The following is a 12,261-nucleotide window of genomic DNA, read 5'->3' as shown; positions in this document are numbered from 1 at the left end:
GAGGGGAAGCAACGGCGCTTTCCCTCGCATCACATCCAGACCGTTTGATCAGCCGATGGGCGGGTTCGTGAACCGGCTGTAGTGGCCCTGGAAGAGGGCGTCGATGCGGCCCGTCTCGCCGTTGCGGTGCTTCAGCACGTGGAAGAAGGCCTGGCCGCGCTCCTCGTCGGTGGGGTTCTGCGTGTACATCTCCGGGCGGTGGAGCATGATCACGAGGTCCGCATCCTGCTCGAGCGAGCCCGACTCGCGGAGGTCCGACAGCTGCGGCACGCCGTCCTTGCGCTGCTCGGTGTTTCGCGACAGCTGCGACAGCGCGATGACGGGGATCTCGAGCTCCTTGGCGAGCAGCTTGATCTGCCGGGAGAACTCCGAGACCTCGAGCTGCCGCGACTCCACCTTCTTGCCCGAGCTCATGAGCTGCAGGTAGTCGAGCACGATGAGCTGGAGGTCGTTGCGCTGCTTGAGCCGCCTGGCCTTCGCCCGGATCTCCATCATTGTGAGGTTGGGGGAGTCGTCGATGAAGAAGGGCTTGTTGGTGAGCATCACGCCCTTGTCGGTGACGCGCTGCCAGTCGGCCTCGTCCATCTTGCCCGAGCCGCGCAGGCGGCCGAGGTGGACCGACGACTCGGCCGACAGCACCTTCATCACGATCTCGGTGCGGCTCATCTCGAGGGAGAAGAAGGCGGTGGTCAGGTCGTTGTGGATGGCGGCGGCGCGGCAGATGTCGAGAGCGAACGTCGACTTTCCCACACCCGGGCGGGCGGCGACGATGATCATCTGGCCCGGGTGGAGCCCGTTGGTGAGGCGGTCGAGCTCCACGAACCCCGTCGGCACGCCCGCGAGCGCGTCGCCGGAGCTCTGGATGGCCTCCAGCTCGTCGAACGTGGGCTCCATCAGCTCGCCCAGGCTGCGGTAGTCCTCGCTGGCGCGCTTGTCGGTCACCTCGTAGAGGGTCTGCTGGGCCTCGTCGACGATCTTGTCGACGTCGCCCTGGCCCTGGTAGCCGAGCTGCGCGATCCTGATCGACGCGTTCACCAGCCGCCGGAGCACCGCCTTCTCACGGACGAGCTCGGCGTAGTAGATGGCGTTGGCGGCGATGGAGACGGAGGCGTGGAGGTCGTGCAGGTAGACGGGGCCGCCGATCTTCTGCAGCTCGCCTTGCTTGCTCAGCTCGCCGGCGACGGTGACCGTGTCGGCCGGCTCGCCCCGCCCGAACAGGTCGACGATGGCGTTGTAGATGGTCTCGTGGTTGGGACGGTAGAAGTCCGTCCCACGGATGACCTCCACGACGTCGGCAATCGCGTCCTTGCTCATCATCATGGCGCCGAGGACGCTCTGTTCCGCTTCCAGATCCTGGGGCGGGGTGCGATCGAACTCGCCTTCTGACATTCACTGACCTTCCTGCTTCCAGAAGGGTAGGACATCAGGCAAGGGGGACAGTTTCGGCTGCTGTGGAAGAGGATGTGGACAACCTGTGGACAATGTGTGGACAGTTCGGACGATTCAGCCGCCCGGGTTGTGGAGACCATGCGTGTCCCCGCGAGAATCTGCGTTATCAAATCGTTATAAATACGTTTCGGCGCAGGGTTGTCCACACTTCCCCCCTGTGAGACCGGACTCCTGCGGGGCGGGTTGAGCGACCCAGCGACCTGTGGTTGTGTCGACATTCAGCCTCAGACGTCATTTCCGGCTGACAAGGGCTTTCATATTCTTGAAAGGGATTTCGCGAATCCGCTGGCGCAACCTCATGTTTCCGTGCTATAACGCTTCGTTCACCTGGTGTTTGCCTTGCGGGGAGGCCATGGGGCAACTTTTCCACAGGGGGTGTGGGCTTCCTGGGGATAACTGGCCCGGAGGTGAGCGCACTATACACACGGCGCGGCGGGGCGAAGGAGGGGGGTGGTGTTTGCCTACCCTACCCCCGGGGGGTATGATTCCTCCGGGAGGAAACGATGACCGAAACCACCGAGGGGCATGCCGCACACGGCTACACGCCCGAGAAGGCCAACTACTTGCGTCGGCTCAAGCTGATCGAGGGGCAGACGCGCGGGATCGCGCGGATGGTCGAGGAGGACAAGTACTGCATCGACATCCTCACGCAGATCTCCGCCATCCAGTCGGCCCTCAAGGCAGTGTCGCTGGGGCTGCTGGAGGACCACCTCGACCACTGTGTCGCGCAGGCGGCGGCCAGGGGCGGAGAGGAAGCCGAGCAGAAGCTCGACGAGGCAATGGCGGCCATCCGCCGCATGACCAAATAGGGAGAAAACAATGGAGTCCAAGTACATCGTCACCGGCATGACCTGCGGCCACTGCGTGAAGTCCGTGACCGAGGAGGTCAGCGAGATCGAGGGCGTGAACGACGTGCAGGTCACCCTAGACGGGGGCCAGATGGTCGTCACCTCGGAGGCGCCGGTCGCATTCGAGTCGATCGAGGAAGCGGTCAAGGAAGCCGGCAACTACACCGTCGCCGCGGCCTGAGGCGGTTCGGGGCGTCCCGCTGGGGCGCCCCGCCACTCCGGCCGGTTGACCTGCGCTGGTGCGATTTACCTGCCGTGTACGGCAGGTGAACCGCACGAAGGCAGGTAAACCCAACCCTGCGGGCTGCGTGTGCCCCATGAAACACGCGGAATGGAGTCAAGATGCTGGTCCAGTTGGACATCGACGGCATGACGTGCGCCTCGTGCGCGGCGCGGATCGAGAAGAAGCTCAACAAGGTCGACGGCGTCGAGGCGAGCGTCAACTACGCCACGGAACGCGCGACGGTGGAGGCCCCCGACTCGCTCACGACGGCCGAACTCATCGCCGTCGTCGAGCAGGCCGGCTACGGCGCCCGACTGCCGGAGCCCGACGCACCCACCAACGACGAAGCCTCGAAGCTCCGGCCACGGCTGGTCCTGGCGTTCGCGCTCGGCATCCCCGTCGTCGCGCTCTCGATGGTGCCCGCACTGCAGTTCCCCGGGTGGCAGTGGCTGGCGATGGTGTTGTCGGTCGTCGTCGTGTTCTGGACCGGCCGCAGCTTCCACCAGGCCGCCTGGACCAACCTGCGCCACGGCAGCACGACGATGGACACCCTGGTCTCGCTGGGCACCGTCACCGCGATGGCCTGGTCCATCTTCGCGATGCTCTTCGGCCACGCCGGCATGATCGGCATGAAGCACGAGTTCGAGCTGACCCTCTCCCGCCAGGACGCGCTCGGCTTCGTCTACTTCGAGGCCGCGGTCGCGATCATCGCCTTCCTGCTGCTCGGCCGCTACATCGAGGCGAAGGCCAAGGTGGAGTCGGGCAAGGCGATGCGTGAGCTGCTCCAGGTGGGGGCCAAGCGCGCCCGTCGCCTCGTGAACGGTGTGGAGCAGGAGGTCGACGTCCGCTTGCTCAGGGTGGGCGACGAGATCGTCGTACGCCCCGGCGAGAAGGTCGCGGCTGACGGGGAGGTCGTCGAGGGGCGATCCGCCGTGGACCAGTCGATCATCACCGGTGAGTCGCTGCCCGTCGAGGTGGAGCCGGGTTCGCACGTCGTCGGCGGCGCCGTCAACACCACCGGCCGGCTGCTGGTCCGCGCCACCGCCGTCGGCGAGGACTCCCAGCTCGCCCACATGGCCCGGCTCGTGGAGGAGGCGCAGACCGGCAAGGCCGACGTGCAGCGCCTGGCCGACAAGGTCACCACCATCTTCGTGCCGACTGTCATCGTCATCTCGGTGCTCGCGCTCTTTGTCCACCTGCTTATGGGCTCGGGCCTGACGTTCTCCCTGTCCGCCGCCATCGCGGTCCTGATCATCGCCTGCCCCTGCGCCCTCGGTCTCGCGACCCCGTCGGCGCTGATGGTGGGCACCGGCCGCGGCGCCCAGCTCGGCATCATCATCCGCGGCCCGCAGGTCCTCGAACGGGCGCGCAAGGTCTCCACGATCGTCTTCGACAAGACCGGCACCATCACCACCGGTGCCATGTCCGTGGCGGCCACCGAACCCGTCGACGGCGTGTCCGATGAGGTGCTGCTCCGCGCGGCCGCCACCGTCGAGTCGGCCTCGGAGCACCCGATCGCCCGCGCGCTGGTGGAGGTCGTCGAGACGGGCCAGTTGACGGAGTTCGAGAACCTGCCGGGCAGGGGCGTCAAGGGCCTCGTCGACGGCATCCAGACCTACGCCGGTTCCCCGGCGCTGATCGCCGAACTCGGCCTCGCGCTGCCCGAGCGCAGGCGCGACGTCATCGGCTCCGAGGTGTGGGTGGCCACCGACACGCGCGTGCTCGGCCGCATCGTCGTCGCCGACACCCTCAAGGAGAACGCGCGCCAGGTCATCTCCGAGTTGAAGCGGCTGGGGCTGACCCCGGTGCTGCTCTCCGGCGACAACGAGAAGACCGCCCGCGCGGTGGCCGCAGAGGTGGGCATCGACGACGTCCGCGCCGGCGTGACCCCGCAGGGCAAGGTGGACGCCATCAAGGAGTTCCAGGCCGGCGGCAAGCAGGTGGCGATGGTCGGCGACGGCGTGAACGACGCCGCAGCCCTCGCCCAGGCCGATCTCGGCATCGCGATGGGCTCCGGCACCGACGCGGCGATCGCGGCCGGCGACATCACGCTGATGCGCCACGACCTCATGGCCGCAGTCGACGCCGTGCGCCTCTCGCGCGCGACGCTGAACAAGATCAAGTCGAACCTCGTCTGGGCCTTCGCCTACAACACCGCGGCGATCCCGCTGGCGGCGCTGGGCTTCCTCACCCCGATCATCGCGGGCGCGGCCATGGCCTTCAGTTCGGTCTTCGTGGTCCTCAACTCGCTGACGCTGAAGTTCTTCCAGCCCACCAAGCGGTAGCGCGCCGGAAGTCTGGCGCGGGAGGGCCCCGCGCACGGCAACAAGTGAAAGATTCTCAGATTCGACTTGGGAATCTCTCAGGAATCTCTTAAGCTAGCGGCTGTCCGGTTAAACCGACACAGTTTTGGAGATCAAGAGTTGCTGAAGAAGAAGATGCTGGTTCCGGCAGTTGCGGGGGCAACAGCGCTGGCCCTGGTGGGGGGCGTCGGAGTCGCTACAGCCATGCAGAAGAACGACGTGGCCCTCACCGTCGACGGTGCCACGAAGGCGATCGCGGTGCGTGAGGACACGGTCGGCGAGGTGCTGGAGCTCGAGGGCATCGAGCTCGCCGAGCACGACGTCGTCCTCCCCGGTGTCGAGTCCGAGGTGACCGACGACATGGAGATCACCGTCCTCGTCGCCCGGCCGTTCGAGGTCACCGTCGACGGGCAGACCCGCGAGGTGTGGACCACGGGCAAGACCGTCCAAGAGGCCCTCGGCTTCCTCGACCTCGACCACGCCGACTCCAAGCTCTCCACCTCCCGCTCGGCGGCCATCGGCCGCGACGGGCTCAGCGTGGACATCATCACCGCCAAGGACGTGACGCTGGTCGCTGGCGGCAAGGAGATGGCGGTCCGGTTCGCGGGCACCGTGGCGGACCTGCTCGTCGAGGCCCACATCAAGCCCGATGCCGACGACATCGTCACCCCGGCGCCCGACACCCTCCTGGCCGACGGCATGGAGATCAAGTACGTCGACGTGGAGGTCACCACCCCCAGCGTCGAGAAGGCGATCCCGTTCGGGAAGAAGTCGGTGGAGTCGAGCAAGCTCGCGAAGGGCAAGTCCGAGGTCACCACGAAGGGCGTCGAGGGCCTGAAGCGCGAGACCTACAGGAACGTCTACCACGACGGCCAACTGCAGAGCTCGATCAAGCAGTCGGAGGAGGTCCTGAAGGACCCGGTGACCCAGGTCACCACCGTCGGCACCTACGTCGCCCCCAAGCCCGAGCCGACCCGGACCAGCTCGTCGAGCAGCTCGTCCGCGCCGGCGCCCAGCTCGTCGGGCTCCCGCACCGGCACCAAGTACGACTGGATGCGCGCGGCCGGCATCCCGGAGTCGCAGTGGACCTACGTCGACTACATCGTGAGCCGTGAGTCGGGATGGAACCCCAGCGCCCGCAACCCCAGCAGCGGCGCCTGCGGCCTCGCCCAGGTGTACCCCTGCTCGAAGATCGGCTCCAGCTGGGACGATCCGGTGGCCTCGCTCAAGTGGCAGTACAACTACGTGAGCTCCCGCTACGGCGGCTACCAGGGCGCGTACAACTTCTGGTCGCGCAACCACTGGTACTGATCGCGCAAGATGGTCTGGCTACGGCGTCGGGGTGCACTGCCCCGGCGCCGTAGCCTTTTCCCGAAATAGGATGAGGCCCATGACTGACGTCCCAGGGCTGAAGGCCGCCCACGAACGCGCCGAGACGCTCCGCGAGGAGATCGAGCGCCACAACATCGCCTACCACGTCAACGACGCGCCGCTGATCATGGACGCCGAGTACGACGCGCTGGTGCGCGAGTTGCAGGCGCTCGAGCGCGCGTACCCGGAGCTCGTCAGCCAGGACTCGCCGACGCAGACCGTCGGCGCCGCGGCGGGCCGGGGCTTCCCGCCGCTCGTGCACGCTGAGCCGATGATGTCGCTCGACAACGTCTTCTCCGTCGAGGACCTCCGCGAATGGCTGGACAAGACCGACGCCGCCGTCGACGGTCGGGCCCGGTGGCTCTGCGAGCTGAAGATCGACGGGCTCGCACTCAGCCTCCGCTATGAGCACGGCCGCCTGGTCAGCGCCGCCACGCGCGGCGACGGCCGCACCGGCGAGGACGTGACCGTCAACGTCGAGCGCATCCCGGGCATCCCGAAGCAGCTGCGCGGCGGCCCGCACCCGGACATCGTCGAGGTCCGCGGAGAGGTGTACCTCCGCAAGGCGGCCTTCGAGGAGCTCAACCACCTGCTCGGCGAGCTGCGCGACGAGGTCGTCGAGTCCATGCGGGGCCGCGGCGCCGACGAGGACCGTGCGGCCGCGTCGGCCCAACGTCGCTTCCCCTCCCTCGCCAACCCGCGCAACGCCGCCGCCGGGTCGCTGCGGCAGAAGCTCGACGAGAAGTCCGGCCTCGAGCTGCGGGCCGGCGAGGAGCGGCTCAAGCGGCTCGAGCTCATCGTCCACGGCATCGGCGCCTGGCAGCCGACGGTGGAGTCGCACTCCGAGGTGTACCGGCTGCTGGAGGAGTGGGGGCTGCCCACCAGCCCCGCCGTGATCACGGCCACGGAGACCGACGAGGTGCTCGCCTACGTCGCCCGCTACGGCGAGCTGCGCCACGCCCTCGAGCACGAGATCGACGGGGTGGTCGTCAAGGTCGACCAGCTCGCCCTCCGGCCCGGGCTCGGCCAGACGTCCCGCGCGCCGCGCTGGGCGATCGCCTACAAGTACCCGCCCGAGCAGGTGCACACGAAGCTGCTCGACATCGTCGTCTCGGTGGGCCGCACCGGCCGAGCCACCCCGTTCGCGGTGATGCAGCCGGCCCGCGTCGCCGGCTCGGTGGTGCGGCAGGCCACCCTGCACAACAAGGACGTCGTCCGCGCGAAGGGCGTGCTGATCGGCGACACGGTCGTCCTCCGCAAGGCCGGCGACGTGATCCCGGAGGTCCTCGGCCCCGTCGCCGAGCTGCGCGACGGCACCGAGCGCGAGTTCGTCATGCCGACGAACTGCCCCGAGTGCGGCACGGAACTGCGCCCCATGAAGGAGGGCGACATCGACCTGCGCTGCCCCAACGCCCGCTCCTGCCCCGCGCAGGTGCGGGGGCGCGTCGAGCACATCGGCTCCCGGGGCGCGCTGGACGTCGAGGCGCTGGGGGAGGTCACCGCCGCGGCGCTGACCCAGCCGAGCGTCCCGTCGACGCCGCCGCTGGTGACCGAGGCCGGCCTCTTCGACCTGACGCTCGAGCAGCTCGTGCCGATCGAGGTCGTCGTCCGCGACCCGGAGACCGGCGAGCCCCGCACGGACCCCGACGGGGAGGTGCGCCGCCGCACGCCGTTCCGCCGCAAGGAGGGCGACGAGTTCGTCCCGAGCGCGCAGGCCACGACCCTCATCGCGGAGCTTGAGCGGGCGAAGACGAAGGAGCTGTGGCGTCAGCTGGTCGCGCTGAGCATCCGCCACGTCGGCCCCGTGGCCGCGCGGGCGCTGGCCAACTGGTTCGGCTCCCTGGAGGCGATCGAGCGCGCGACGCCGGAGGAGCTGGCGCAGGTCGAGGGCGTCGGCCCCACGATCGCGGCCGCGCTCACCGAGTGGCTGGCGGTCGACTGGCACCGCGAGATCATCGACCGGTGGCGGGCCGCCGGCGTGCAGTTCGCGATCCCCGACCACCCCGGGCCCGGCGCCCGGCGCGAGGGCGGGGTGCTGGACGGGCTCACCGTCGTGGCCACCGGCTCGCTCGAGGGCTACACCCGCGAGGAGGCACAGGAGGCGATCATCGCCGCCGGCGGGAAGGCGGCCTCGTCGGTCTCGAAGAAGACGGACTTCGTCGCCGCCGGCCCCGGCGCGGGGTCGAAGCTCGCCAAGGCCGAGGCGCTGGGGCTGCGGATCATCGACGCGGCGCAGTTCAAGGTGCTGGTCGAGCAGGGACCCGCGGCGCTGGGCTAGCGGCTAGCGGGGCCGGAGGTCGGCCCCGCGGCCCTCCGCCACCAACTGGTAGAGCCGGAGCATCTCGTCGGCCTGCGACTGCACGGTCCACTGGGACGCGAGCTCGATGGATCGCTTCGTCGCGTTGGCGCGCCACTCGTCGTCGGCCCTCAGCACGCGCATGATAGCTGACGCGAACGACGCCGGGGTCGGCCTCGCGAGCTCGCCGTTCACCCCCGGCTCCAGGACGAGTTGGAGCTCGTGGTCGACGGCGACGATCGGCAGCCCGGCGAGCGCGGCCTCGTGCAGCACGAGCGCCTGCGTGTCGGTCTGGCTGGGGAACGCGAAGAGGTCCGCCATGCCGTAGAACGCGCCCAGGGCCTCCCGCTTCTGCTCGCCGGGGAGGATGACGCCCAGCCGGTCGCGGGCCGCGGCGAGGGCCTTCTTGATCTTCGGGTAGCGCTGCCAGTCGCCGACCACCATGAGCTGCGCGTCGGGCCGCTGCGCACGGACGAGCTCGAAGGCCTGCAGCAGCAGCGGCAGCCCCTTCTCGGGGGCGATCCTGCCGGCGTAGAGGATGAGTGGGCCCTCGCCGCGCGGCATGGGCGGCGGGCCGGGGGGCAGCGGGTCGACCCCGTTGGGCACGCAGATGATGTTCGCGTTCGGCGCGAGTTGCAGGGCGCGGTTGACCGTCTTCGGCGACGGGGTGGTCACCAGGTCGGCCGACTCCAGCATCTTCGCGCACAACCCGAGCAGCGACGCGGTGGAGCGGCCGCGGTCCTCGTAGCGGATCTCCGCGTCCTTCATGGCCTTGTGGTCGATGATGCCGCCCTTGCTCATCCGCGCGAACGCGCGCAGCACGCCGGTCAGGAGCGGCAGGACGGCGGCGTAGTGGTCGGCGTAGGCGTCGAAGTCGGTGTGCCAGGTGACCATCATGGGGATGCGCAGGCGGGCCGCGGCCCACATGCCGAGTGCGCCGACGGTGCCGAAGCCGTGCACGTGCATGACGTCCGGCCTGATCGTGGCCAACTGCTCGATGGTGCGCTCGAAGTGGCGGCCGTTCGCGACGTTCGTCGGGAGCCGGGGCACGCGCACCGACGGGAGCCGGATCTCGGTGCGCCCCTCGCGGCCGTGGTGCGGGTTGACCCCCTTGGCCGCGGGCGCCACGACGATGACCTCGTGGCCGGCGTCCAGCAGGTTGCCCTCCAGCTGCTGCACCGCCACCATGAGGCCGTTGCTGCCGGGGCCGTAGTTGTCCGTGAACTGGGCAACCTTCAATGGACGCGTCACGTCGTCACAATATCGAAACTCCCCGTGCTGCGTGATGAGGCTAGGCCAGCCGCGCCGTCGCCCACGCGATCGCCGCCTCCTCGTAGCGGTCGCGGGCCGGCCGCGGCGAGAGCGCGAGGTCGTGGATGCCGCCGTCGATGCGTTCGACGGTGACGTCCCGGCCGACGTGCGGCGCGAGCCGCACCATGTCGTCGACGTCGAGCACGCAGTCGCTGGCGCGCAGGTCCTCGGCGGTGGGCCGTTTCACGGGCCCGGAGCGTGCCGAGCAGCACAGCAGGACGGGCTCCCGGACGTCGAGGCCCCGGGCGAGCCGTGCCTGCTCGCGGCGGACGCTGGCGAACAACCCGGCCCGGACGGGGAAGCCGGCAAAGGGCTTCCACCCGAGCTCGTAGGTCCACTCGCCGCCGGTGGAGGAGTGGAGGAAGCGGCCGTAACCCTCCTGCAGCTTCCCGACGACGACTCCGGGCGCCACGCGCGCCAGCAGCCGGACCAGCGGCGTCAGCAGCCGCCGCTCGAACCAGGGGCCGTTGTGATCGAACCACGGGCTGTTGAGGACGATGACGTCGACCTCGCCGGGGTGGCGGTGCGCCCAGCCGGCCGCCATGAGGCCGCCGGTGGAGTGCCCCAGCAGCACGACCTGCTGGTGACCCGCGGCGCGGATGGCGGCGAGCGCGATGCCGATCTCCTCGTCGTGGTCGCGGACGTCGCGGATGGCGCCGGGGCGTTCGCCCTCGCGGAGGGAACGGCCGTTCAGGCGCAGGTCGAGGGCGTAGAAGTCGAAGCCGGCCGCGCGCCACCGCTCGGCGTGCGCCGGGTGGAAGAAGTAGTCGGTGAAGCCGTGGAAGTAGAGCACCGCGCGCGGCTGGGCGCCGGCGTCGCTGCGGTGCACAAGAACCGCTTGGGGCTCACGACCGTACCGACGGGAGGGGCGCAGCGGGATGCGGCGCTGGACCCACGGCTCACCGAGCACGTCGGGTTGCGGCGGGTCCAGGTTGGGGGCGGCGTCGACCATGCCGACATTCTTCCACCCCCGCCCCGGCTCGCGTCAGTGCGCGGCGATGATCGGCCCCGCGTCGTCGGCGGGCTTGCGGATCAGCCAGGCGCCCAGCACCAGCGGCGTCGCGGCGACTGCCGAGAACAGGAACGCCGTCTGCGTGCCGTCCGACGTCAGCGTGCCCCCGCCGCCGGAGGCCGCCGCCGCCACGGTCACCATCACCGCGACCCCCGCCGCTCCCGCCACCTGCTGCACCGTGCCGAGCACCGCGCTGCCGTGGGAGTAGTGGTTGCGGGTCAGCGACGCGAGCGCCGCCGTCGACAGTGGGGTGAAGGACATCGCCAGCCCGACCGCGAGGAGCGTCTGCGCCACGACGATGACCGGCACCGCGGTGTCGGCGTCGAGGGTGGTGTAGAACCACAGCATGGCGGTGACCAGCACCGCACCGGGCATCAACAGCACGCGGGTGCCCCAGCGGTCGTAGACGTTGCCGATGATCGGGCCGGCGAGGCCCATCGCAATCGAGCCGGGCAGCACCACGAGCCCGGACTGCAGCGCGCTCAGCCCGTGCACCTCCTGCAGGTACAGCGGCACGACGGTGATCGCACCGAAGAACGCGAACGACATCACCGCGAACTGGGCCATGGAGAGCGCGAAGTTGGTGTTCTGGAACACCCTGAGGTCGAGCAGCGCCCGGTCGTCGCGCTGCAGCCGGATCTGGCGCCACACGAACAGGACGAGCGCGACCGCGCCGACCGCGAGCGAGATGGCGAGCGTGAGCCGGGCGAGGGCGACGTCCGCCGCCGCGCCGCCGGACTCCGCGCCGCTGATCTGGCTGAGCGCGAACACCAGGCCACCGAACCCGAACGCGGACAGGATGACCGACGGCACGTCGAGCGGCGCGTCAGTGGTCCTGCCGACGTTGCGGATCCAACGCGCGCCGACCGCGAGCGCGGTCAGCGCGATCGGCAGGACGATGGCGAAGATCCAGCGCCAGCTGAGCACGTCGAGGACGAAGCCCGACAGCACCGGGCCGATGGCGGGCGCGAACGCGATGACGATGCTGACGCGGCCCATCATGGCGCCGCGCCGGTGGGCCGGCACGAGCATCATGATCGTGGTCATCAGCAGCGGCAGCATCATGGCGGTGCCGGAGGCCTGGACGACCCGGGCCGCGATGAGCACCGGCCAGGCCGGGGCGAGCATCGCCATCGTCGTTCCCGTGGAGAACAGGATCATGGCGGCGACGAACACCTGGCGGGTGGTGAACCGCTGGATGAGGAAGCCGGTCGTCGGGATGACGATGGCCATGGTGAGCATGAAGGCGGTGGTGAGCCACTGCGCGGTGCGGTAGGTGATGCCGAGGTCGGCGATCAGGTGAGGGATCGCCACACCCATCGTCGTCTCGTTGAGGATGGCGACGAACGCGGCCGCCAGCAGGAGCCAGATGACGCGGCCGCCCGTCTCTACCGTGTCGGCGCGCGCTTCCTGGTCGATGGCTTGTTCGGTTCTGGGCATGCGGAGCC

Annotated in this window: 9 protein-coding genes; 5 read left to right on the top strand and 4 right to left on the bottom strand. The window is 69.6% G+C overall.

All coding sequences use genetic code 11. The features are described 5' to 3' along the window. Positions 1–48: 48 nt before the first annotated feature. On the bottom strand, positions 49–1,389 hold the full coding sequence (gene dnaB / locus BLR46_RS00820) for a replicative DNA helicase (RefSeq protein WP_093248011.1): 1,341 nt from the start codon (positions 1,387–1,389) through the stop codon (positions 49–51). Positions 1,390–1,952: 563 nt separating this feature from the next. Between dnaB and BLR46_RS00815 the strand changes: the two genes are divergently transcribed. The 5 genes from BLR46_RS00815 to ligA all read left to right on the top strand — a co-directional run bounded on the left by BLR46_RS00815 (position 1,953) and on the right by ligA (position 8,472). Further along, complete coding sequence (locus BLR46_RS00815) at positions 1,953–2,258, top strand: metal-sensitive transcriptional regulator (RefSeq protein ID WP_093248009.1); 306 nt, start codon at positions 1,953–1,955, stop codon at positions 2,256–2,258. Positions 2,259–2,268: 10 nt separating this feature from the next. After that, positions 2,269–2,478: a heavy-metal-associated domain-containing protein gene (locus tag BLR46_RS00810; protein WP_093248007.1), complete on the top strand. Its 210-nt coding sequence runs from the start codon at positions 2,269–2,271 to the stop codon at positions 2,476–2,478. 161 nt (positions 2,479–2,639) lie between these two features. Then, positions 2,640–4,805 (top strand): heavy metal translocating P-type ATPase, encoded by a 2,166-nt coding sequence (locus BLR46_RS00805; RefSeq protein ID WP_093248005.1) that lies wholly within the window; start codon positions 2,640–2,642, stop codon positions 4,803–4,805. Between the two features lie 222 nt (positions 4,806–5,027). After that, positions 5,028–6,134 (top strand): resuscitation-promoting factor, encoded by a 1,107-nt coding sequence (locus BLR46_RS00800; RefSeq protein WP_176761602.1) that lies wholly within the window; start codon positions 5,028–5,030, stop codon positions 6,132–6,134. Between the two features lie 79 nt (positions 6,135–6,213). Further along, on the top strand, positions 6,214–8,472 hold the full coding sequence (ligA, locus tag BLR46_RS00795) for an NAD-dependent DNA ligase LigA (RefSeq protein WP_093248001.1): 2,259 nt from the start codon (positions 6,214–6,216) through the stop codon (positions 8,470–8,472). A 3-nt stretch (positions 8,473–8,475) separates the two neighbouring features. Here ligA and BLR46_RS00790 read toward each other — a convergent pair whose 3' ends face one another. The 3 genes from BLR46_RS00790 to BLR46_RS00780 are packed head-to-tail and all read right to left on the bottom strand — an operon-like array spanning position 8,476 to position 12,253. Further along, a complete protein-coding gene (locus BLR46_RS00790) occupies positions 8,476–9,741 on the bottom strand; it encodes a glycosyltransferase (protein ID WP_143008154.1) in 1,266 nt (421 codons plus the stop codon). A 40-nt stretch (positions 9,742–9,781) separates the two neighbouring features. Further along, positions 9,782–10,753, bottom strand: coding sequence for an alpha/beta hydrolase (locus BLR46_RS00785; protein WP_093247997.1), 972 nt, complete (start codon positions 10,751–10,753; stop codon positions 9,782–9,784). A 33-nt stretch (positions 10,754–10,786) separates the two neighbouring features. Beyond that, positions 10,787–12,253, bottom strand: coding sequence for an MDR family MFS transporter (locus tag BLR46_RS00780; RefSeq protein ID WP_093247995.1), 1,467 nt, complete (start codon positions 12,251–12,253; stop codon positions 10,787–10,789). Positions 12,254–12,261: the final 8 nt, after the last annotated feature.

Origin of the sequence: Tessaracoccus oleiagri (assembly GCF_900103275.1) — a bacterium.
Taxonomy (GTDB): domain Bacteria; phylum Actinomycetota; class Actinomycetes; order Propionibacteriales; family Propionibacteriaceae; genus Arachnia; species Arachnia oleiagri.
This window is presented reverse-complemented; position numbering and strand designations above follow the sequence as displayed.